This window comes from Halalkalibacterium ligniniphilum, assembly GCF_000334155.1.
In the GTDB taxonomy this organism is placed as follows: Bacteria; Bacillota; Bacilli; order Bacillales; family Bacillaceae_D; genus Halalkalibacterium; species Halalkalibacterium ligniniphilum.
In genome coordinates, this window is record NZ_ANNK01000076.1 from 66,479 (window position 1) to 90,169 (window position 23,691).

At 42.8% G+C, this 23,691-nt stretch carries 21 protein-coding genes; 19 read left to right on the forward strand and 2 right to left on the reverse strand.

Annotated features, from left to right (window positions below):
- Positions 1–132 precede the first annotated feature (132 nt).
- Together fdhD and moaA are read left to right on the forward strand one after the other, a co-directional pair.
- Positions 133–972: a formate dehydrogenase accessory sulfurtransferase FdhD gene (gene fdhD / locus BLT_RS0107900; protein WP_017727246.1), complete on the forward strand. Its 840-nt coding sequence runs from the start codon at positions 133–135 to the stop codon at positions 970–972.
- Positions 959–1,981 (forward strand): GTP 3',8-cyclase MoaA, encoded by a 1,023-nt coding sequence (gene moaA, locus BLT_RS0107905; RefSeq protein WP_017727247.1) that lies wholly within the window; start codon positions 959–961, stop codon positions 1,979–1,981. Before fdhD ends, moaA begins: the two co-directional genes overlap by 14 nt.
- Positions 1,982–2,111: 130 nt before the next feature.
- On the opposite strand, the gene BLT_RS0107910 is transcribed toward moaA, so the two are convergent.
- On the reverse strand, positions 2,112–3,821 hold the full coding sequence (locus tag BLT_RS0107910; protein WP_017727248.1) for an Rqc2 family fibronectin-binding protein: 1,710 nt from the start codon (positions 3,819–3,821) through the stop codon (positions 2,112–2,114).
- Between the two features lie 126 nt (positions 3,822–3,947).
- Between BLT_RS0107910 and BLT_RS0107915 the strand changes: the two genes are divergently transcribed.
- From BLT_RS0107915 to spoVM, 15 genes are all read left to right on the forward strand, one after another.
- On the forward strand, positions 3,948–6,656 hold the full coding sequence (locus BLT_RS0107915; RefSeq protein ID WP_017727249.1) for a calcium-translocating P-type ATPase, SERCA-type: 2,709 nt from the start codon (positions 3,948–3,950) through the stop codon (positions 6,654–6,656).
- Between the two features lie 184 nt (positions 6,657–6,840).
- Positions 6,841–7,725 carry a YicC/YloC family endoribonuclease gene (locus tag BLT_RS0107920; protein WP_017727250.1) on the forward strand — a complete coding sequence of 295 codons (885 nt, stop codon included), beginning with the start codon at positions 6,841–6,843 and terminating at the stop codon, positions 7,723–7,725.
- Between the two features lie 109 nt (positions 7,726–7,834).
- Entirely contained in the window at positions 7,835–8,098 is a 264-nt protein-coding gene (gene remA / locus BLT_RS0107925; protein ID WP_017727251.1) for an extracellular matrix/biofilm regulator RemA, read from the forward strand.
- 59 nt (positions 8,099–8,157) lie between these two features.
- Positions 8,158–8,772 carry a guanylate kinase gene (gmk, locus tag BLT_RS0107930; protein WP_017727252.1) on the forward strand — a complete coding sequence of 205 codons (615 nt, stop codon included), beginning with the start codon at positions 8,158–8,160 and terminating at the stop codon, positions 8,770–8,772.
- A 3-nt stretch (positions 8,773–8,775) separates the two neighbouring features.
- Positions 8,776–8,982, forward strand: a complete 207-nt coding sequence (gene rpoZ / locus BLT_RS0107935; RefSeq protein ID WP_017727253.1) for a DNA-directed RNA polymerase subunit omega — start codon at positions 8,776–8,778, stop codon at positions 8,980–8,982.
- 86 nt (positions 8,983–9,068) lie between these two features.
- Positions 9,069–10,280: a bifunctional phosphopantothenoylcysteine decarboxylase/phosphopantothenate--cysteine ligase CoaBC gene (gene coaBC / locus BLT_RS0107940; protein WP_017727254.1), complete on the forward strand. Its 1,212-nt coding sequence runs from the start codon at positions 9,069–9,071 to the stop codon at positions 10,278–10,280.
- The gene (gene priA / locus BLT_RS0107945; RefSeq protein WP_017727255.1) at positions 10,277–12,688 is read left to right on the forward strand and encodes a primosomal protein N'; all 2,412 of its coding nucleotides are present in this window, start codon (positions 10,277–10,279) and stop codon (positions 12,686–12,688) included. The genes coaBC and priA overlap by 4 nt, the downstream gene beginning before the upstream one ends.
- Before the next feature lie 29 nt (positions 12,689–12,717).
- Complete coding sequence (gene fmt / locus BLT_RS0107950; protein WP_017727256.1) at positions 12,718–13,671, forward strand: methionyl-tRNA formyltransferase; 954 nt, start codon at positions 12,718–12,720, stop codon at positions 13,669–13,671.
- On the forward strand, positions 13,661–15,037 hold the full coding sequence (rsmB, locus tag BLT_RS0107955; RefSeq protein WP_017727257.1) for a 16S rRNA (cytosine(967)-C(5))-methyltransferase RsmB: 1,377 nt from the start codon (positions 13,661–13,663) through the stop codon (positions 15,035–15,037). Before fmt ends, rsmB begins: the two co-directional genes overlap by 11 nt.
- Positions 15,024–16,112, forward strand: a complete 1,089-nt coding sequence (gene rlmN, locus BLT_RS0107960; protein ID WP_017727258.1) for a 23S rRNA (adenine(2503)-C(2))-methyltransferase RlmN — start codon at positions 15,024–15,026, stop codon at positions 16,110–16,112. Before rsmB ends, rlmN begins: the two co-directional genes overlap by 14 nt.
- Before the next feature lie 6 nt (positions 16,113–16,118).
- The gene (locus BLT_RS0107965; RefSeq protein WP_017727259.1) at positions 16,119–16,865 is read left to right on the forward strand and encodes a Stp1/IreP family PP2C-type Ser/Thr phosphatase; all 747 of its coding nucleotides are present in this window, start codon (positions 16,119–16,121) and stop codon (positions 16,863–16,865) included.
- Positions 16,866–16,870: 5 nt separating this feature from the next.
- A complete protein-coding gene (gene pknB, locus BLT_RS0107970; protein WP_017727260.1) occupies positions 16,871–18,907 on the forward strand; it encodes a Stk1 family PASTA domain-containing Ser/Thr kinase in 2,037 nt (678 codons plus the stop codon).
- 316 nt (positions 18,908–19,223) lie between these two features.
- The gene (gene rsgA, locus BLT_RS0107975; RefSeq protein ID WP_017727261.1) at positions 19,224–20,105 is read left to right on the forward strand and encodes a ribosome small subunit-dependent GTPase A; all 882 of its coding nucleotides are present in this window, start codon (positions 19,224–19,226) and stop codon (positions 20,103–20,105) included.
- Positions 20,106–20,107: 2 nt separating this feature from the next.
- A complete protein-coding gene (rpe, locus tag BLT_RS0107980) occupies positions 20,108–20,752 on the forward strand; it encodes a ribulose-phosphate 3-epimerase (RefSeq protein WP_017727262.1) in 645 nt (214 codons plus the stop codon).
- Positions 20,753–21,208: 456 nt separating this feature from the next.
- Positions 21,209–21,289 (forward strand): stage V sporulation protein SpoVM, encoded by an 81-nt coding sequence (gene spoVM / locus BLT_RS21630; RefSeq protein WP_017727263.1) that lies wholly within the window; start codon positions 21,209–21,211, stop codon positions 21,287–21,289.
- 132 nt (positions 21,290–21,421) lie between these two features.
- Here spoVM and rpmB read toward each other — a convergent pair whose 3' ends face one another.
- Positions 21,422–21,610 carry a 50S ribosomal protein L28 gene (gene rpmB / locus BLT_RS0107990; RefSeq protein ID WP_017727264.1) on the reverse strand — a complete coding sequence of 63 codons (189 nt, stop codon included), beginning with the start codon at positions 21,608–21,610 and terminating at the stop codon, positions 21,422–21,424.
- A gap of 418 nt (positions 21,611–22,028) precedes the next feature.
- On the opposite strand from rpmB, the gene BLT_RS0107995 reads away from it, so the two are divergent.
- Together BLT_RS0107995 and BLT_RS0108000 are read left to right on the forward strand one after the other, a co-directional pair.
- A complete protein-coding gene (locus BLT_RS0107995; RefSeq protein ID WP_017727265.1) occupies positions 22,029–22,391 on the forward strand; it encodes an Asp23/Gls24 family envelope stress response protein in 363 nt (120 codons plus the stop codon).
- A 22-nt stretch (positions 22,392–22,413) separates the two neighbouring features.
- Positions 22,414–23,691, forward strand: a 1,278-nt coding sequence (locus tag BLT_RS0108000; RefSeq protein WP_017727266.1) for a DAK2 domain-containing protein, incomplete at its 3' end; no start/stop codon positions are given.

Here is a 23,691-nt window from a genome sequence, read left to right on the forward strand (position 1 = left end):
GTAAGCCATTTTTTAAAATGGCTGAATATTATACAGGTATATTTTATGGGAAATTGTTTAGGCTTGTTCAAACGATGAAGATGTGTTTAGATGGAGCTATTCTATACTAGGACTAGGGTCAGGTGAGAAAAGATGGACCAACAGATTACAACAAAACGTACGATTGTCTCTATAAAAGGCAATCATTTTGAAAAACGAGAAGATAGCATTGCAAAAGAGTATCCTTTAACGATTACATTGAACGGGGAAGAGTTTGCGACGATGGTCTGTTCACCGACTGATTTAAAAGAAATGGTTGTAGGGTTTCTTGGGTCGGAAGGCATTGTCCGTTTTTATGATGATGACATCTCCTCGATCACAATTGATGAGAGTAGTGGGTTTGCTCATGTCAAGCTGACGAAAGAATATACGATTCAACAGCAATTTTACTCTAAGCGGTTTATTGGCTCATGCTGTGGAAAAAGCCGGCAATCGTTTTACTTTCATAATGATGCAAAGACGGCAAAAACGGCAACAAGCAAGACGAAAATAACGGCTGAACAATGCTTTCATCTCATGGAATCACTACAAAGGCAAAGCTCGATTTTTCAGGAAACGGGAGGCGTTCATAACGCGGCTCTCGCTACACCTGAAGGATTAATTCTTTCACGTACAGACATTGGTCGCCACAATGCGTTGGATAAGCTTTATGGGTATTGCTTAATTAACCGCATTCCTGTTCGTGATAAAGTCCTGTTATTCAGCGGTCGGATTTCATCTGAAGTGCTGTTAAAGGCAGCGAAAATTGGTGTCGGAATTATGCTCTCAAAATCAGCCCCAACCGAGCTTGCCTTAAACATGGCAGAGGAGTTAAACATCACGACTGCTGGCTTTATTCGCGGAGGAAGAATGAATATTTACACACATCCTGAGCGAATTATTTTGCCTGATCCAGTGGAAAAGGAGGAGGCGGGTGTAAATGCAGGGCAGTAAACCGATTGTTGATAAAAAAAATCGACCGCTACGTGACTTACGTATTTCTGTGACGGATCGCTGCAATTTTCGCTGTCATTATTGCATGCCGGCTGAAATTTTTGGACCTGATTATCCGTTTCTAAAGCGAGACGAGGTGTTAAGCTTTGAAGAAACGACAAGGTTAGTCAATCTCTTTCATGAAACATCGACGATTCAAAAGCTTCGTATCACAGGTGGAGAACCACTGATGCGTAAAGATGTGGATGAGCTGATTGGAATGCTTGCACAAGCAACAGGGATTGAAGACATTGCCATGACGACAAATGGAACATTGTTGCCAAAGTATGCCGAACGGTTAAAAAAAGCTGGCTTAAAGCGTGTCACGGTCAGTATAGACAGCTTGGATGATGAACGTTTCGGTCGCATCAATGGCAGAGGAATTGGCACAAAGCCTGTTTTGGACGGAATGGAGGCTGCTAAAGCGGTTGGCTTAGGGGTTAAGGTGAACATGGTGGTCCAAAAAGGGGTCAATGATGAGGATATTGTTCCAATGGCGATGTTTTTCCGCGAAAAAGGGATCACCTTACGTTTCATTGAATACATGGATGTAGGAAACTCAAACGGATGGCGGATGGACGATGTGATATCAAAACGGGAAATTTTCGAAAAAATTGACCGGGAAATGCCCCTTGAACCATTAGCTCCTCGCTATCCAGGTGAAGTGGCAACACGGTTTAGATATAAAGGGTCCACAGACGAAATTGGCATTATCTCCTCAGTAACTGACGCGTTTTGTGGCTCGTGCAACCGAGCTCGTTTATCAGTTGAAGGAAAGCTTTACACATGCTTGTTTGCTTCAAAAGGGCATGACTTCCGACAGCTGCTCCGTTCCGATGTATCAGATGAAAAAATAAAACAGGCAATACGTGAAGTGTGGGAACAACGTAAAGATCAATATTCCCTTGACCGGACGAATGGAGTAAAAGTCGAGCGCCAAAAAATTGAAATGTCTCACATTGGTGGATAAGCAAGCAGCCCTTCCTTTGTGGAAGGGCTGTTTTTTCGAAACATAAGAAAGTAGAGCATTTCAAACTGTCTAGCGATTGGCGGGTGCTTTGTCCTTCTCTTGAAGCTGGAGTAACATCCAATCAACCGAATTATTTGCGTCTTTTAATCACTTCGTCCTCATTGGGAGTGACATGAATCGTCGTCTGGTTGTCGTAAATCACAAATCCAGGCTTGGCTCCGTTTGGTTTTTTCACATGACGGATTTTCGTATAATCAACAGGGACGGAGCTTGAAAGTCTTGCTTTGCTAAAATAGGCAGCTAAGTTTGCAGCTTCAAGAATGGTCGTCTCATCAGGTTCGGTGCTGCGAATTAAGACATGGGAGCCGGGAATATCCTTTGTGTGTAGCCAAATTTCATCCTGCCTCGCAAAACGGTTCGTTACAAATTCATTTTGCTTGTTGTTTTTGCCAACGAAAATGTCGATGCCTGTTGATGAAACATAGTGCTCCAATCTTGGCTTTTCATCTTTCTTCTTTTTCTTTCCTTGCTTTTGGCGTCTTCTAATGTATCCTTCATCCATTAATTCTTCGCGAATTTCTTCCACGTCTTTTGGAGAGGCGCTTTCCATCTGTTGAATCAGCTGTTCAAAATATTTTATTTCAATTTCGGCTTTTTTAATCTGCTCTTTAACAACCGCTACGGAATTTTTTGCTTTCGTATATCGTCGAAAATATTGTTGAGCATTTTCAGACGGCGATTTTTGCGGGTTAAGCGGAATGGTGATCGAGGCTCCGTCCTCATCATAATAATCGATGACCTCGACTTGCTTATCACCTCGTTTAATTAGGTGAAGGTTTGCCGTCAAAAGCTCTCCGTATTTTTGATATTGCTGCGCTTTTTCCGCTTCCTTTAGTGTACCTTCAAGCTTTTTAATTTTCTTTTCGTTTTTATCTCGTTCATTTCGAAGGAACCGTTCCAAATCATGGGCTTGTTGTTTGATAAGATCCCTTTCTGCTTTTCCATAAAAAAATCGATCAAGAAGCTCACTTACTGTTGAAAAGGAACGCTGCTCACCACCTAAATGGGTTAAAGGGAGGAGGGAATAGGCTTCTTTATCAGCACCAGACACCATGGTCGGTGTATATTCATGCATCTGAAACGATTTCATTATTTTTACAAATACAGGAGGAACGGTATCTCGATTCGCCATTCCTGCTAAATGAATGATTTCCTTGGCCACAAGCGGTGATAGTCCGGCATAGCGCCCTACAAGCTGACGATCTAGCTTCCCTTGGTTGAAGTCCAATTTTTTCTTGATGTCCTCTTCATCAGCAAGGAAAGGATCGCTTTTCTCTTGTTCAGGTGGTCGCGTATACGGCTGACCAGGTAAAATTGAACGGACCGTACTTTGAGCGGAGCTAATATGCTTAATGCTATCTACGATCACCCCTGCTTTTTCATCGACGAGAATGATATTGCTATGGCGTCCCATAATTTCAATGAACAGCTTTTTATACGAAAGATCACCTAGCTCGTCCTTACTTTTCATTGTCATTACAATGATCCGTTCCCATTCAAGCTGATCGATTGTCTCGATGATGCTTCCTTCCAAATGCTTGCGCAGAAGCATACAAAACATTGGCGGTTCCGTAGGGTTTTCATATTTTTCTTTCGTTAAATGCACACGTGCCACGCTGGCGTTTGCAGAAATAAGTAGCTGATGATTTTTCCCATTGGCCCTAATCGTAATGAGAAGGTCCGTTTTAAAAGGCTGGTATATTTTACTAATTCGACCGCCTGTTAACGTATCAGCTAATTCTTTTGCCATGGCACGGGTCATCATTCCATCAAATGACATGTTTCTTTCACCTCATCCAATCTGATCATTTACCCATTTTACCTGTTTAACTTAGACGAGTATAGCATGATTTATTGCTTGTCTGAATAAGAATGCTTGTATAAAAGCGAGATGTGGGGTGTCGTCATGAAGTGGTATGAAATGGATGAGCATGAAATTGAGAGGGTGACAGGCACGGATCGTCATGCAGGTCTCAAAGATCACGAAGTTCAAAAAAGACTAAAAAAATTTGGGCTAAATAAACTTGATGAAGGAAAGCGAATATCCTCTCTTGTCATTTTCTTTTCTCAATTCAAAGATTTTATGGTGCTTGTATTGTTGGCGGCAACTCTCGTTTCTGGGTTGCTCGGGGAGTACATGGATGCAGTAACGATCATGCTCATTGTGCTTCTAAACGGTGTTCTCGGCTTTGTTCAAGAGCGAAAGGCTGAATCGTCACTAGCGGCATTAAAAGAGCTGTCAGCTCCACAAATGACGGTGCTACGAAATGGGGAATGGAGTAAGGTTCCATCTACTTTAGTTGTTCCAGGAGATATTGTACGAATCATGAGCGGGGACCGAATTGGAGCGGACATTCGTCTTTTTGAGGCGAGTGGTTTAAAAATTGAGGAATCCTCTTTAACTGGAGAATCCCTACCTGTTCATAAACAAGACCGGCCTATTTTGAAGGGGACAGTAGAGATTGGTGATCAATTAAATATGGCATTTATGGGTACCCTTGTCACTCAGGGGAACGGTGTCGGTGCCGTTGTTACCACTGGCATGAACACAGAAATGGGGAAAATTGCCCATCTTCTCCAATCTACCGAAATCCTTGCCACACCTTTGCAACGAAGGCTCGAACAGCTTGGGAAAATGTTAATTGTTGTTGCTTTGTTTCTTACAGCTCTTGTCGTCCTGATTGGTGTGTTGCAAGGGCATAACGTCTACACGATGTTTTTAGCTGGTGTCTCTTTAGCCGTTGCTGCGATTCCAGAAGGATTACCAGCAATCGTTACCGTTGCACTCGCTTTAGGTGTTCAGCGAATGATTAAGCGCAAAGCCATCGTCCGCAAGCTTCCAGCTGTAGAAACCCTTGGATGTGCCTCTGTCATTTGTTCTGATAAAACAGGGACGCTTACTCAAAATAAAATGACGGTGACTCGTGCTTGGTCAGGGGGGCAGACTTGGCATGTTACAGGAACAGGCTATGAGCCCAAAGGTGAATTTCTCCAAGCATCAAACTGCAACAACGAAGCAGGAGATCAATCATTACAAAAATTATTAAGCTACGGAATGCTTTGTAACAACGCGAAGGTCGTGGAGAAAAATGAAAAAGGATCGATTCTCAAAAAGGCAATCAGAACGTATCACATAGATGGGGACCCAACCGAAGGAGCACTTGTGGTTGCAGGCTTGAAGGCAGGCTTTTCCGAGCAAGGGTTAGGCAAGCAATTCAAGCGAATAAAGGAATTTCCTTTCGAATCTTCACGAAAAATGATGAGCGTCATTGTTCAGGATCGTCAGGGGAGACGCTTTATCGTTACAAAAGGAGCGCCAGATGTTGTTTTAGCCGTAAGTGACTCAATCTTATACAATGGCCAAAAGGAAGCGATGACTTCAAAACGGCGCCAAGAGGTGGAGCAGGTAATTGAGTCAATGGGAAGCCAAGCATTGCGAACCATTGCGATCGCCTTTCGTCCGCTAGGAACAAACGAATGGTGCCAGGAAGCATATGCAGCAGAACGTAGCCTTTCTTTTATTGGCTTAGAAGGAATGATTGATCCACCACGGCCTGAAGTGAAAGCATCCATTGAAGAATGTCGGGATGCAGGAATTAAAACGATTATGATCACAGGTGATCACAAGGTTACAGCGACAGCGATTGCGTCTCAGCTTGGAATTTTACCGATTGGAGGTAAAGTGTTAGATGGCCGTAGTCTGTCCCAGATGAATAGGGGACAGTTAGAGGCTGTCATTGAAGATGTGTATGTGTATGCGAGGGTATCGCCGGAGCATAAGCTTAAAATTGTGAAAGCCTTACAAGCACGTGGTCATATTGTTGCGATGACCGGTGACGGTGTGAACGATGCACCAGCGATTAAGGCTGCCAATATTGGAATTGCAATGGGGATTACTGGAACGGATGTTGCGAAAGAAGCATCCTCTTTAATTTTAAGTGATGATAATTTTGCAACAATTAAAGCAGCCATTAAAGAAGGACGGAACATCTATGAAAACATCAGAAAGTTTATCCGCTATATGCTCGCTTCCAATGTGGGGGAAATTCTAGTTATGCTTTTTGCTATGGTGCTTGGTATGCCGCTGCCCCTTGTAGCGATTCAAATTTTATGGATTAACCTCGTTACAGATGGCTTGCCAGCTATGGCGCTAGGTATGGACCAGCCTGAAGGAGATGTAATGAAGCGGCCACCTCGAAGTCCGAATGAAGGGGTCTTTGCCCGTGGGTTAGCGTGGAAAATTGTCAGTCGAGGCTTTATGATTGGGGTCGTTACTCTTGTAGCTTTTTGGCTGACATTACAAGCGAATCCAGATGATTTAACGCGAGCACAAACGGTTGCCTTTGTAACGCTTGTGATGGCACAGCTCATTCACGTCTTTGATTGTAGAAGTGAGTATTCAGTGTATCATCGAAACCCGTTTGAAAACATTTATCTTGTCATTGCTGTCTTGTCATCGACGCTTCTTATGCTCATTGTTATTTACTATCCGCCATTACAAACGGTTTTCCATACAGTTTCTCTAAGTGTAAGAGAATGGTTGCTAATTTTGGGAATGGCTGCGATTCCTACTGTCGTACTAGGTGGCTTTCAACTATTTCGACGATTGCGTTAACCCATTTTTACAGGGCTGGTTCATAGCAACGAATGAATCAGCCTTTCATTTGATTTAAAATTGAATAAAGCGCTGAATTTCGCCATTTTTTCATGAATATTTTCGTTTTTCTCTAGTAATCAACGATTCTCTACTTGTTTGAGCCTTATAAATTCGGTAGAATAAAGGAGTGGATGTGATAGCTATGATTGCAAGTATGACAGGATATGGTCACGCAACGAGTCAAAAGGCAGGCTATAAGGTGAGTGTTGAGCTTCGAACAGTGAACCATCGTTTTTTTGAGTGGTTTTGTAAAATGCCCCGTCCTCTTATTTATTTTGAAGAGGAAGTAAAAAAAACGGTTCGCCAATCAGTGCATCGGGGGAAAGTAGAAGTATTCATAACGGTTGATGGTGAAGGGCTGCATCAGCGTGCGCTGCATGTTGATTGGAGTTTATTGGAGCAGTATCGACAAGTGGCAAAAAAAATCGGGCAGGTACTTGAAACAGAAGCAAGATTTGATGTCCATTCACTCCTTGTTGATGAACAGCTTGTGTCGATGCAAGAGGAAACGGCTGTAAATGAAACGGTCACTGATCTTGTCATCGAAACGCTTAGAGAGGCAATTAATCAGCTGTGTAAGATGAGAAATCACGAAGGAGAGCTACTTGCTAACGATCTAAAAAAAAGACTTACTACTTTATTGGCGTTCAATGAGCAAATCAAAACGCTTGCACCTAACGTAGCAAATGATTATCGAGATCGACTGAAGCAGCGAATCGAGGAGTATGTGCAAGGGTTGGATCATACATTCGATGAATGGCGACTGTTAGCAGAGGTGGCCATTTTTGCGGAGAAGGCTGATATTTCTGAGGAGCTGACTAGATTAGATGCCCATATTAAGCAATTTTTCGCGATTTTAGCAGCAGGTGGCATAGTAGGAAGAAAGCTTGATTTTCTCGTACAAGAAATGAACCGAGAAGCAAATACAATTGGTTCAAAAGCAAATCATTTGGACATTCGTCAAATCGTTGTTGAAGTAAAAAGTGAAATTGAAAAACTGAAGGAACAAGTTCAAAACATTGAATAACGTCTTCATACATAATTGCTAGAATTTAGATTAATTTTTGTATATAGTAATGATAGTTTGGCAAAATTGATGAGAGTAGCAGGCGGCTCTCCTAAAGTGAGGGAATGGAATGAACATTAAGTTGATTAACATTGGTTTTGGCAACATTGTTTCTGCAAATCGCATCATTTCGATTGTCAGCCCAGAATCTGCACCGATTAAGCGGATTATTCAAGAAGCACGTGATCGTAGCATGCTTATTGATGCAACCTACGGAAGACGCACCCGTGCGGTTATTATTGCTGACAGTGACCATGTGATTTTAAGCGCAGTTCAGCCTGAAACAGTGGCACAACGCTTAACGAGTAAAGATGATGGATCAGAGGAAAGTTAAGGTGTTTGAACTTTTATGCGTCTATATCAGACGCTTTCGTATTTTTTAGGAGGTAAGCAATGAAAAAAGAAAAAGGTTTGCTAATCGTTCTTTCGGGACCAGCCGGTGTCGGAAAAGGAACGGTCTGTAATGCGTTGCGGCAAGAAGAGACGGAGATTCAATACTCGGTTTCTGCCACGACTCGCTCACCCCGTGCTGGAGAAGTAGATGGAGTGAACTACTTTTTCAAAAGCCGTGAAGAATTTGAGAAGATGATCGAGCAGGACGAGCTGCTTGAATGGGCAGAATATGTAGGGAATTATTATGGCACCCCTATTGACTATGTTCGTGAAACGATGAATAATGGACAAGATATAATTTTGGAAATTGAAGTTCAGGGTGCGTTAAAAGTCCGTGATAAGTTTCCAGATGGGGTTTTTATTTTCCTTATGCCGCCAAGCTTGGCAGAGCTTCGCAGTCGAATCGTCGGCCGTGGAACCGAAACGGAAGATGTGATTAATCAACGTATGACGGTGGCAAAAGAAGAAATTGATATGATGAAAAAATACGATTATGTGGTTGAAAATGATGAAGTTCATCTAGCTGTTGAACGGATTAAATCAATTGTAACGGCAGAGCATTGTAGACGTGAGCGATTGATTGAAAAATATAAAGAACTTGTGGAGGTTGACTAATCGATGTTATATCCTTCGATTGACTCATTAATGGATAAATTGGATTCAAAATATACATTGGTAACGGTTTCGGCAAAGCGTGCCCGTGAAATGAAGGAAGATGTAAGACGGGGAGCACTTATTGAAAAACCACATTCGTTTAAGCCAGTAGGCGTAGCGCTTGAAGAAATTGTCCATGATTATTTACAATTTGAACGAAACGAAAAATAGCGAAAGACAAACAACCTATTTCACATTCGGAAAATAGGTTGTTTTCTTGTATCGTTGCAAAAAACGTCCGAATGGGGGAACGAACGATGTTAAAAGGAAAAAATGTGTTATTGTGTGTAACCGGAGGGATTGCAACGTTTAAATCTGCAGCGTTAACGAGTAAGCTGACCCAAGCTGGAGCTAACGTGAAGGTTGTCATGACAGATTCAGCGAAGCAATTCGTCACACCACTGACATTTCAAGCACTTTCTCGCCAGCCCGTCTATGACGATACGTTTAAAGAGCAGGATCCAACAGGCATTGCCCACATTGATGTGGCTGATTGGGCGGACGTTGTTTTAATCGCCCCAGCAACGGCGAACGTCATTGGGAAGCTTGCCAACGGCATTGCTGACGATATGATGACAACAACACTACTTGCAACAAAAGCACCGATTTATATTGCACCAGCTATGAATGTAAATATGTATGATCATCCTGCTGTGCAACGAAACATAGAAACCTTGAAGGGTGATGGGTATCTTTTGATTGAACCAGGTGCAGGCTACCTTGCATGTGGCTGGGTTGGAAAAGGAAGAATGGCGGAGCCCGAAGATTTAGTTGTTCTGTTGGAAAGGCATTTTCAGCCGAAAGAACAGCCGCTACAAGACCAGTGTGTCTTAGTTACAGCAGGGCCAACTCAGGAAAAAATAGACCCTGTTCGCTTTTTTACAAATCGCTCTTCTGGAAAAATGGGCTATGCGATTGCAAAAAAAGCGGTGGAACTAGGTGCTGAAGTGATTTTAATTTCTGGTCCAACGCATTTACCAAAACCAAAGGGCGTAAAGGTGATCGATGTCCAGTCTGCTGCTGATATGTATGAGGCGGTCATCGAACATTTCGATGCTGCAAACATTGTCATAAAAACAGCGGCCGTTGCAGATTATCGACCGAAAGAAGTGTCTGAACAAAAGGTGAAGAAAAAACCTGGACAATGGATGATCGAGCTTGAACGAACAACCGATATTTTAAAAACGCTAGGTGAAAGAAAACAGCATCAACTACTTGTTGGCTTTGCGGCTGAATCTGAAAACATCGAAGATTATGCGAAGAAAAAGCTTGAATCAAAGCAGCTCGATCTTATTGTTGCCAACGATATTACAGAGGAAGGATCAGGCTTTCAAGGTGATACGAACCGGGTGACGTTTTATTTCCGTAATGGTGACGAGGAGAAATTACCGCTTCTCAGTAAAGATAAGGTTGCGGAAGCACTTTTGCTTCACGTGGGCAAACTGCTAAAAGGAAAGCGACACGTATGATCGCAAAGGTGATTGTAGATGTGCCTACTTCCCAAACGGATCGCGCCTTTGATTATTTAATTCCAGAAAAATGGACAGGGATTATTAGCCCAGGCATGCGTGTTGTTGTCCCTTTTGGTCCGCGAAAAATACAGGGGTTTGTTTTGAAGACAGAAGAGGATTCAACGGTTGCTAAAATGAAAGCAATCGAAGAAGTGCTTGATGTGGAACCGATTTTAACAAATGAGTTGCTTCGTCTAGGAGACTGGTTAACAGAACAAACGCTTTGCTACAAGGTGTCAGCCTATCAAGTGATGCTGCCAGCTGCCTTGCGAACAAAAGTGAAAAAGGAAATTCGCTGTCTTTGTTCCGTCAAGGAGCTTCCAGTTGCCTTGCAACCCTTTTTTAAAGAGAAGGGTTCAATTCAATGGGATCACATTCAAAAGGAAGCACCTGAACTTTTACCGGAGCTGCAAAAAGCTGTTAAGAAAAAGCTCATAGACATGAATTACCGAGTACAAGAAAAAGGGAAGAAGAAAACGGAGAAGTTTATCCGTGTGGCAAAGCACGTCAACTCCTTACTTGAAGCTTTACAAATGATTGGGGCACGTGCTCATAAGCAGCGCGAGCTCCTTACATATTTGTATGAAGAAGGAAGAGCGGTTTCGATGAAAGCTCTTTTGGAAACAGGCAAGACAACAAGAGCAACGGTAAAAGGGTTGATTGAGAAGGGGTTCATTGTTGAAACGGATGAAGAAGTGTATCGAGATCCATTTTTAGAAAAAGAGATAAAGCCAACCAAGCCTTTGCCTTTGACAGCAGCACAGGAACATGCGATAAACCCTATTTTTGCAGCGATTGAACGTCAGGTGTTTGAACCATTTCTTCTTCATGGCGTGACAGGGAGCGGGAAAACAGAAGTCTATTTACAAGCGATTGAAAGAGTACTCGCGAATGGGAAGGAAGCGATTGTGCTTGTCCCGGAAATTTCGTTAACACCGCAAATGGTGCAGCGGTTTAGAGCAAGGTTCGGGTCTTTGGTAGCTGTTCTCCATTCTGGTTTGTCGATGGGGGAAAAATATGATGAATGGCGAAAAATTCATCGAAAAGAAGTAAAGGTCGTCGTGGGCGCTCGCTCGGCTGTTTTTGCCCCGTTTGAAAATCTTGGGATCATTATTATAGATGAAGAGCATGAAAGCTCCTATAAGCAAGAAGAAAATCCACGGTACCATGCTAGGGATGTGGCGATGTATAGAGGAGAGTTTCATCACTGCCCTGTCGTTCTTGGTAGTGCGACGCCGGCACTAGAGTCCTATGCACGAGCGAAGAGGAATGTTTATACCCTTCTTCCGCTTACAGAGCGAGTCAACAATCGAGCGATGCCAACGGTTGAAGTGGTCGATATGAGGGATGAATTGAGGAATGGAAATCGCTCAATGTTTTCACAGGCATTATTTGAGAAATTACAACAACGGTTAGAACGAAAAGAGCAAAGTGTTCTCTTTTTAAATCGACGCGGGTATTCAACCTTTGTTATGTGCAGAGACTGTGGGTATGTGGCAAGCTGTGAGCATTGTGACATTTCCTTTACCTATCATCGTAGCCACCACTCATTAAAATGCCATTATTGCGGTCATGAGGAAAGAATGCCAGAAACCTGCCAATCATGTGGAAGCGAGCATATTCGCTTTTTTGGTTCAGGGACGCAGAAGGTTGAGGAAGAGCTTGCGAGAGTATTACCCGAAGCCCGTGTCATTCGAATGGATGTAGATACGACGAGAAAGAAAGGGGCTCATGAGCGGCTGCTCACGAAATTTGGTCAAGGTGACGCCGATATTTTACTCGGTACGCAAATGATTGCAAAGGGCCTCGATTTCCCGAACATTACCCTTGTCGGCGTGCTTGCAGCAGATTCCATGCTTCACATCCCTGATTTTCGTGCGACTGAACGAACCTTTCAGCTTTTAGCTCAAGTAAGTGGTCGAGCTGGACGCCATCAGTTACCAGGTGAAGTCATTGTCCAGACCTATACACCTGATCATTATAGTATTGAGCTTGTAAAAGCCAATAACTATGAACAGTTCTATGAAGCTGAAATGAAATACCGCCGAATGAGTGGTTATCCACCTTATTACTATTTAGCCTTGGTCAATGTTTCTCACCCTGAGCTTACAAAGGTAATCGGGGTCACCGAAAAAATTGTCCACTTCCTAAAAGATGAGCTTTCTAGTCAATCGGTTGTTCTAGGCCCTGTTGTCTCTCCTGTTGCACGTATTAAAGATAGATATCGATACCAATGTTTGATAAAATACAAAGTTGAACCAAACCTGACAAAGATTTTAAAAGAAGTGCAGCAGCATTTTCTTCATGAGACAAGTCGAGGTCAACTTCAAGTAAATATTGATTTACAGCCTTATTTGTTCATGTAGGTTTTCGTTAGAAAGGTAGGAGCGGATACATGAAAATTGTGTTTATGGGAACACCGGACTTTTCTGTCCCGGTGCTTCGTCGTTTAATAGAGGATGGTTATAAGGTGGCAGCTGTTGTCACACAGCCAGATCGTCCTGTTGGTCGAAAGAGAGTGCTTACACCTCCTCCAGTAAAAGCAGAAGCAGAGCTGCATGGCATTCCGGTTTTGCAGCCAGAAAAAATTCGTGAAGAGGCAGAGCTGAAAAAAGTACTTGCGTTTGAACCAGATTTAATTGTCACTGCAGCCTTTGGTCAAATTTTACCAAAAACATTACTTGATTACCCGAAGCATGGGTGCATTAATGTTCACGCTTCATTGCTACCGAAATATCGCGGTGGAGCACCGATTCATCAGGCGATTATCGATGGAGAAGCAGAAACAGGTGTAACCATTATGTATATGGTTGAAAAACTCGACGCTGGGGATATTTTGACACAAGCTGCCGTGCCCATTGAAGCGAACGATCATGTTGGTACCCTTCATAATAAATTAAGTGAAGCAGGCGCTGCGTTGCTAGGAAAAACGATTCCACTTCTTCTTTCTGGAGAAATCAAGCCGAAAAAGCAAAAGGATGAAGAGGCGACCTTCGCCCGAAATATTTCAAGGGAGATGGAAAAGCTCGACTGGAGCAAGGCTGGAGAAGTGCTATATAACCAGATTCGAGGCCTTCATCCATGGCCTGTTGCATACACCATGTGGAATAAAAAGCCGTTAAAAATTTGGTGGGCAGAAATTGAACAAAAAAACATGACAGGAGAACCAGGAACTGTACTCGCTCTGGAGAAAGATGGGATCGTTGTTGCAACTGGCAATGAGACGCCATTAAAAATTACTGATTTGCAGCCTTCAGGAAAAAAACGGATGCTTGCAGGTGAATTTCTTCGGGGGAGCGGATCGAGTATGACAGTCGGAACACGTTTAGGAGATGACGATGGCGAGTAAAAATGTACGTGAAGTAGCCCTCGATGCGTTGCTTCAAATTGAAAAAAACCAAGCATATAGCAATCTTTTATTAAATCAAACAGTAAAAAAATCTGGTCTTGAGCGTCGTGATGTCGCCTTGTTGACGGAGATCGTGTATGGGACGGTACAACGGCGAGATACACTCGATTTTTATTTGACACCTTTTATAAAGCAAGGTTTGAAAAAACTCGACACATGGGTAAAAGTTTTGCTTCGTCTTTCCGTGTATCAACTCATCTACTTAGACCGAGTTCCAGACCGGGCCATTTTTCATGAAGCGGTCAACATTGCAAAAAAACGGGGTCATAAAGGGATTAGTGGGTTGGTAAATGGTGTCCTTCGTTCAATCCAGCGTGAGGGAATCCCAGATCTGAAGGATGTTAAAGATTCGGTTGAACGGTTGGCAATTTCCACTAGTCATCCTCGTTGGCTCGTGGAGCGTTGGATTTCACAATACGGGGAGGAGACGACAAAAGCGATGTGCGAAGAAAGCTTGATTCCTCCTCGAGTAACGGTTCGGGTCAATCGCTTGAAGGGAACGGTGGAAAATATTGCTCAGCAGCTTGAAGCAGAAGGATTGTCGGTTGCAAAGGGGGCTCTTTCTGAGGATGCACTGATGATTGAAAGAGGAAATGTCGTTCAAAGCAATGCGTTTCAAGAAGGGCTTATTACGATTCAAGATGAAAGCTCAATGCTTGTGGCACGAGCGGTGAATCCTGCACCTGGGATGGCAGTCCTTGATGCGTGTGCGGCTCCTGGCGGAAAGACGACCCATATCGCTGAGAGAATGGGTGACAACGGTCTTGTCATCTCCCTTGATTTGCATGAGCATAAAGTGAAGCTGATTCAGGAACAAGTTGATCGTCTGCAGCTAACGAATGTTGAAGCTCATAGTATGGATGCGCGCAAAGCGCAAGAAAAATGGGAGCCTGAAACCTTTGACCGGATTCTTGTCGATGCCCCTTGTACTGGTTTTGGAGTGATTCGTCGCAAGCCTGACATTAAGTGGACGAAGACGGAAAAAGACATTGCTGCGATTCATAAGATTCAAACCGACATTCTTGAAGCGGTTGCTCCGTTGTTGAAGCAAGGGGGAACGTTGATCTATAGTACGTGTACGATTGATAAAGAGGAGAATGAGCAAACGGTACGTTCTTTTCTAAATCAACATCCATCTTTTCTCGTTGATCCTACGCTGTTTGATCGTCTGCCGAGCAAGGTGAAGGAAAAAGGTCGTGGTCAAGAAGGGATGGTTACCATTCTCCCGCATGATTTTGGAACGGATGGATTTTTTATCGCAAGCATGGTGAAACAGAAAGGAAGTGACAGAAGTGGAACAGCTTAAAGTTGAGGTACAACCTAAGCAGGTAGGCGACCTGCCTTCTATTTATACGCTACAATTTCACGAGCTTGAGGCATGGTTAAAGGCAGAGGGGGAGCCAAAATTTCGCGCAACCCAAATTTTTGAATGGCTGTATAAAAAACGTGTCAAAGATTATGAAGAGATGACCAATTTATCAAAGGAATTACGTGCGAAGTTGGCGAATGCTTTTACTTTAACGATATTAAAGATTGTTACGAAGCAGGTTTCCTCTGATGGGACGGTGAAATTTTTATTTGAACTTCACGATGGTTATTCGATTGAAACGGTGGTCATGCGCCATGATTATGGAAACAGTGTATGTGTGACCACTCAAGTTGGTTGTCGCTTAGGCTGTACGTTTTGTGCCTCCACATTAGGGGGACTGAAACGAAACCTTGAAGCGGGGGAAATTGTTGCACAAGTGCTTGAATCTCAGCGTGCGATGGATGAAGAGAAAGAGCGAGTGAGCTCCATCGTTGTCATGGGAATTGGCGAACCGTTTGATAACTATCAAGCACTTATACCGTTTCTAAAAACAGTCAATCATGAAAAGGGACTAAATATTGGGGCGCGTCATATTACCGTTTCAACAAGTGGGGTTGTACCAAAAATTTATCAATTTGCAGATGAAGGAATGCAAATAAATTTTGCAATCTCCCTGCATGCACCGAACACAGAATTACGAAGCAAGCTAATGCCAGTAAATCGAGCCTGGCCCCTTTCAAAATTGATGGAGGCGATTCGTTATTACATTGATAAGACCGGCAGACGTGTAACCTTTGAGTATGGCTTGTTTGGTGGCGAAAATGACCAGATCGAGCATGCTGAGCAGCTGGCTGATCTTATCTCCAATATTAAATGTCACGTCAATCTTATCCCCGTTAATTACGTGCCAGAACGGGATTATGTACGAACACCAAGGGAGCAAATTTTTGCCTTTGAAAAAGCGTTAAAAAATCGGGGCATTAATGTCACGATTCGTCGAGAGCAAGGACATGATATTGATGCTGCATGTGGACAGCTACGTGCGAAGGAGCGGAAAGAAGAAACGAGGTGACCGAGCTTGGACTTTGCCTTTCTAACAGATGTAGGAAGATTACGTCCTCATAATGAAGACAATGGTGGGATTGTAGTCAATCGAAGTGGTGTCATGGCAGTTGTAGCAGATGGAATGGGTGGACACCAAGCTGGAGATGTGGCAAGTAAAATGGCCTATGATTTACTCGAAGAGGCATGGCAAAAAGAGCCGCAGTTTGAATCAACACAGCAGGTTGAACAGTGGCTCACTGAAAACATCGCCCGTATAAATATTTCGCTTTATGACCGGGCAAAGATGGACCCTAACTGTCAAGGGATGGGAACAACGCTTGTCGTAGCGGTTTTTATTGATGAGATGCTTTCCATTGCTCATATTGGTGATAGTCGTGCCTACTTATTGAATCAATTTGGGTTTACGCAAAAAACGAACGACCATTCCTTAGTAAACGAATTGGTTCGCACCGGTCAAATTACAGATGAAGAAGCAGAAAACCACCCACGAAAAAATGTATTACTCCGTGCTCTTGGGACCGAACGTGAAGTAAAGATGGATGTTCAGTCATTGAATTGGGAGCAAGGAGACATTCTATTGCTCTGTTCAGACGGGCTTTCAAACAAAGTTGATCATGATGATATACTCTCCATCCTAAAACAAACAAACACTGTAACATCTAAGGTGGAGCAGCTTATTGAGCTGGCAAATATTCGTGGTGGGGAAGACAATATTACCGTCGCGCTCATCGAAAACACAGGTGTGTCAGATGAGAGGTGATGAACATGATTGGAAAGCGAATTAGTGGACGCTATGAAATCTTAGAAACCATTGGCGGAGGAGGCATGGCAGACGTCTATAAGGCGCGTGATGCCATTCTTGATCGCTATGTTGCAGTAAAGGTGCTGCAGCCCCAGTTTTCAAAAGATGAGCAATTTATTAAACGGTTTCGGCGTGAAGCGCAGGCGGCTACAAGCCTAGCTCACCCAAATGTCGTTAACATTTATGATGTCGGTGAAGAAGCAGATTTATATTACATCGTCATGGAGTATGTTGAAGGAGCGACATTAAAAGAGCTGATTCAAGAACGAGGCCCATTGTCCCTTAATGAGACCGTTGATTGGATGGGGCAAATTATGTCGGCGATCGCACATGCCCATGAAAATCAAATCGTTCATCGTGATATCAAACCACATAATATTTTAATTCGTACAGACGGGGTAGCAAAGGTAACGGACTTTGGGATCGCTCGGGCCATGTCTTCAGCGACGATTACCCATACAAACTCTGTGATGGGATCGGTTCATTATTTATCCCCTGAGCAAGCTCGGGGTGGATTGGTCACGTTTAAGTCTGACATTTATTCGCTCGGGATCGTCCTTTATGAAATGGTAACAGGACAGCTTCCTTTTTCAGGTGATACAGCTGTTTCCATTGCCATTAAGCATCTACAAAACGAGATGCCATCTCCACGGGACCTCAACCCTGATTTGCCACAAAGTATCGAAAATATTATTTTACGGGCAACGGCAAAAGACCCTTTTTATCGGTACGAAACGGTACAAGATATGGAAGAAGATCTTGAAACAGCCCTCGACCCGAGTAGGTATGATGAAGCGCCGTTTAAAATTTTGCAGGATGATGAAGAAATAACAAAGGCGATTCCGATCATCACGGACAAGCAACTACAACAACAAGATATGGAAAAAACGGTTGAAGTGATACCGCCGTATGTAAAAATGGCAAAGGAAAAGGAAGATCCAACAGAGGCTGAACCAAATTCAAAGCCGGCGAAAAAAAATAAAAGAAAAAGATGGCTTGTCATTTTGCTTGTGGCTTTGTTTGTCCTTATTGGTTCAACGATTGCGGCATTTGCCCTATTTCCAAGCTTCTTCCGTGTCGATGAAGTAGAGATTCCAAATGTAACAGAGATGGAATATGAAGAAGCCGAACAGCAGATCACAGCTTTAAATTTGCAGGTGGAGCGTGAAGACATCTTCGAGGATAATGATCTTCCTGCTGGCTATGTTGTCAGACAAAATCCAGCGCCAGGCTCAATGGTAAAAGAAAATTCAACGGTTAGACTTTTTGTTAATGGTGAGCAACAAGAAGAAATGATCGATGTTGTCGGAATCTCTCTTGACGAGGCAAAAAGATTACTAGAACAATTTAAATTCCAGGACATTGAATATGTTGCGAGAGAAACAAATGATGTAGCGCCAGGAATTGTTCTCGCTCAGCAGCCTCAAGCAAATGAGACAATCACCGTCAACGAAACAACGGTGTATATTACCTACAGTGCTGATCAGGAAATCCGCTTACGGAATTTAGAAGGATTACATGAAAATGATGCACGTGCGTATTTAGATGATGAGCAGCTTTCTGGACGATTTTCTTACGATTACTCCGATTCCGTAGCTGAAGGAAGGGTGATCAGTCAATCACCGAGTGCAGCCACAAGTGTCAGTCCAGGTGCTGAAGTCCAGCTAGTTATCTCACGGGGGCCTAGACCAGACCCTGCACCTCAACCCAAACAACTTGATGAGCCAACTCAGCCGGAACAGCCTGAAACTCGGAATCACGATGTGAACCAAACAATTGAAGTCTCTGAGGAGGATCGGGAGGCAGGTCGTACGTTTGATGTTCGCATCATCTATCGTGATGCAACGACAGGTGGTCAAGATGAAGTATTTGTCGAGGAAACGATCAGTGAGACGAAAACCTATCGCATTCCATTACGTGCGAGCCGAGAGCAAAGTGGATCGTTTGATATTTACATCAATGGCGAATATGTTCAATCGTCACGGGAGTACAGATATTAATCATGGGAGCTTGGCAAACATTGCTAAGCTCTTTTTTGTACGGTAAGAAGTTATAATTTTTTAACATCGGAGTTTATCGACAATGTTAAAAATTTGATTGCCTAAGTATAACTGCAACGAAGGCTTTCGCTATGAAGGTCTTGGTGAAAAGGCAAGTTTTGTTTATATTTTTGCACATTCATGGAAACGAATAGGGGTTTCTTTTTCGCAAAAAGGTGAAGCGTGTGTCTATAAAGGGTTCTAAGCATTCACAATCAAGTGGTTTTCAAGTAAAATAAGAATGGTTCATTTGTCCGAAATCAAGAAGGAGGTTTGCATGGCCACAGGAAAAATTATAAAAGCATTAAGCGGCTTTTATTATGTTCAGAATGAGAGCGGGATTTTTCAGTGCCGAGCCCGTGGCAATTTTCGTAAACGCAGCATAAAGCCTCTTGTAGGAGACGAGGTTGAATTTGAAGCAGAAAATCATACGGATGGGTATGTCATGGACGTATTTGAACGAAAGAATGAGTTAAATCGTCCGCCGATTGCAAATGTCGATCAAGCCTTACTGGTATTTTCAGCAACCGAACCTGATTTCAGTTCGCTTTTGTTGGATCGCTTTTTAGTGCATGTAGAAGTTCATGACATAAAGCCAATCATTGTGATTAGCAAAATGGATTTAATAAACGACATGGAGGCGGCAAATCTCTATGAGTATAAGCAAAGCTATGAGCAAATGGGCTATCGCGTGATTTTTACTTCTACGGTTGAACCAAAAGGCTTGGGCGATGTTGTATCAGTGCTGAATGAACGGGTGACAGTTGTCGCTGGTCAATCTGGTGTTGGGAAATCCTCCCTCTTAAATGCGTTAATTTCAGGCTTAAACATGGAGACAAATGAAATTTCAACCCATTTAGGAAGAGGAAAGCATACAACCAGGCATGTGGAGCTAATTCCATTTGGAGGAGGACTTGTTGCTGATACACCTGGATTCAGTTCACTCGACTTTATTCACCTTGAGGCAGACGAACTGTCTCTTCAATTCCCAGAAATGCGAGAAAGGGTAGCGGACTGCAAATTTCGGGGGTGTACCCATACGTCTGAGCCTGGCTGTGCGGTAAAAGCTGCTTTAGAACAAAAAGAAATTTTTACGTTTCGTTATGAGCACTATCTTCAATTTTTAGATGAAATAAAAAGTCAAAAGCGGAGGTATTAACGATGATTAAAATCGCACCTTCAATCCTCTCAGCAGATTTTGCGAAGCTTGGTGAGGAAGTGAAGTCTGTGGAGCAAGGTGGGGCTGATTATATCCATGTGGATGTCATGGACGGACATTTTGTTCCAAACCTGACAATTGGTCCTTTAATTGTGGAAGCGATACGGCCAATTACTTCACTTCCCCTAGATGTTCATTTAATGATCGAACAGCCGGATCGGTATATTCCGTCATTTGCAAAAGCAGGTGCCGACATTTTGTCGGTGCATGTTGAAGCGTGCCCTCACCTACATCGTACACTTTGTCTCATTAAGGATCATGGCGTCAAACCAGGAGTAGTACTAAATCCTGCAACTCCCATACAAATGATTCAGCACGTGTTAGAGGAAGTTGAGCTTGTCCTATTAATGACCGTTAATCCCGGCTTTGGCGGACAAGCATTCATACCGTCCGCCTTACCGAAAATAAAAGAATTGGCACGCTTAGCTGCTGAAAAAGGATTATCTTTTGACATTGAGGTAGACGGTGGCATCAATGAGCAGACGGCTAAGCAATGTGTGGATGCAGGGGCGAACGTGCTTGTGGCAGGTTCTTCGATTTATCATGAGGAGAATCGAAAGAAAGCAATTGAAGCGCTTCGCGGATAAAAAATGAGGAAGAGGCTTACTTATAGGAAGTCGTACATTCAGGCACAATATGTTTGTGCTGCGTAATCTAGTATGCTAGTTCTACTAGGGCGACTTTTTCACATAAGTTGGCCTCTTTTTTTACATGTAGGAAGAGCAATTGCTGATGATGGCTTGATGAAGGATATATTCTAATTTGCTGAAGCAGTAGTAATGAAAAATTTTTTAAAAAAGCTTCTTTGACAAAAATTGTTTCCGCCTAAGACTAAGACGCCAGAGTAAACATATAATTTGATGAAAGGGCATAAACATAAGGATAGGATAAAGAAGGAAGTTCGGTTAAAAAAACAGGAATAGATCGAGGGGAATGACGATATTAGTAGAAATGAGCCATTGTTTTTCATTTATCCATATTCACTTCTGAAAGGATGTAGAAATTTTCATCCCTTATGGTTATTTACGTGAGGAGGAGGAGCAATGAAATTTTATACGATTAAGCTACCAAAATTTCTAGGTGGATTCGTTCGAGCAGTGCTCAATTCATTTAAAAAGGGGTAACCAAAAAAAGCACCGTATCGACACGGTGCTTTTTTGGCTATACTTCTTTAAAAAGAAATGGGTAAGCAATCGGGAGCTAGTCATCATGAAAAGACAGAAAAAAACACCCCATAAATGAGGTGTTTGTGTTCATTATACGCGTTCAACTTTACCTGACTTTAATGCGCGAGCAGAAACGTACACGCGCTTAGGCTTACCGTCAACTAGAATGCGAACCTTTTGTACGTTTGCACCCCAACGGCGCTTTGTTTTATTCATCGCGTGAGAACGTTGGTTACCAGTTCTTGCTTTTCTTCCAGTAATGTAACATTTACGTGCCATGACCTGCACCTCCTTATACCGATACAATGAATACTCGTATTCATCCAAAATCATACTTGAATATAGTAGCATAGGGGGTTCAGAAAAGCAATAGCTTCGCCAAAAGTTTATCAAGTAAACTACCTTGACATGTACGCTAATCATTGATGATTGTAACAGTTGCTTCCTGTTCATATTGTGAACCTAAGAGATTTTACTTATATAAATTGCTAGCAAAAAGCGTGAGAAAATGGAGCATAACAGGGCTGTGTTATTCCTTGCTTTTGAAAACGACTTTTAAATTCTCGGATAGTATAGTAAAATGTCGATCATAACAGGTGTCTTGATTTCGTCAGGCCTCTATGAGGTTCAAATAGGATAGATGACGAAGGAATATGACATATATGAAGTTGGTACTTCAATGAAGGAGGATGTCTGCATGTCAATTGAAATGAAAACACAGCTTGGAACAGTCGATGTATCAAAGGAAGTGGTCGCAACCATTGCTGGCGGCGCTGCTGTAGATTGTTACGGAATCGTAGGAATGGCCTCACAAAAACAAATCAAAGACGGTCTATCTGAGCTTCTGGGACGTGAAAACTTCCGTCGCGGTGTTGTCATTCGCGAAGAAGAAGAACAAATTCACATTGATATGTACATCATTGTTAGCTACGGAACGAAAATTTCAGAAGTCGCATACAACGTGCAAACAAAAGTGAAATACCAGCTAGAATCAATGTTAGGGCTTGATGTTGACTCGGTGAACATTTTTGTTCAAGGGGTGCGGGTCGCAAACCCTTAAGACGTGTTAGGAGGAACCATTTGTGTCAGTACTTGCAATTGAAGGACAAAAGCTCGCCCATCTTTTTATTGAAGGGGCTGCTCATTTATCAAGACATGTGAAAGTCGTGGATTCGTTGAATGTTTTTCCAGTTCCCGATGGGGATACAGGAACAAATATGAATTTGACGATTACTTCTGGAGTCAAAGAGGTGAGACAGAATCCTCATCATGATGCAGGCAAGGTCGCTGGAGCGTTCGCCAAAGGCTTATTAATGGGGGCAAGAGGAAATTCTGGTGTTATTCTTTCCCAGCTGTTTCGTGGCTTCTCGAAGAGTGTAGAAGGAAAAAAAGAAATCTCCGCAACGATGTTTGCGGCCGCTCTTGAGAAGGGAGTTGAAACGGCTTACAAAGCGGTAATGAAACCGGTAGAGGGAACGATTTTAACGGTTGCGAAAGACAGTGCAAAAGCCGCAGTCAAATCCTCGAAAAGAAATCAGGATTTAATTCTCGTGATGGAAGACGTATTAAGGGAAGCGAAAGCCTCATTAAAGCGAACACCAGACCTTTTGCCTGTATTAAAGGAAGTTGGGGTCGTGGATTCTGGCGGTCAAGGGCTTGTCTATATTTACGAAGGATTTCTGGCGATTTTGAAAGGAGAAGAGCTTTCAGAATCGTTACCAGAACAACCGTCCATGCATGATCTTGTGAAAGTGGAGCACCATCAGAATGCACAAAGTCATCTTGCAACGGAAGACATTGAGTTTGGCTATTGTACGGAAGTGATGGTTCGTTTTGAAAAGGACAAGTTAGCAAAAACACCATTTCAGGAAGAAGCCTTTCGTGAGGAACTTAGTGCATGGGGTGACTCCTTGCTTGTCGTTTCTGACGAAGACCTCTTAAAAGTACATATTCATGCAGAGCAACCAGGTGAAATCCTTTCAAAGGCGCAACAATATGGGAGCTTAATTAATATTAAGATTGAAAATATGCGTGAACAACACACCCATCTTCTTGAAGAAACAAAAGCGATTTATGAGGAAGAAAAACCAAATAAAGTCCGAGAACTCAGTGAGTTTGGCATCGTTACTGTATCAATGGGCGATGGAATTGCAAAGCTATTCAAGGGCTTAGGGGCAGGTGTTGTCATCCCTGGTGGACAAACGATGAACCCAAGCACAGAGGACATTCTCAAGGCCATCGATGAAGTGCATGCGAAAAACGTCATCGTACTACCGAATAATGGAAATATCATTTTAGCAGCTGAACAGGCGGCAGAGGTAGCAAAGGCAAATGTTATAATCGTCCCATCTAAGACGGTT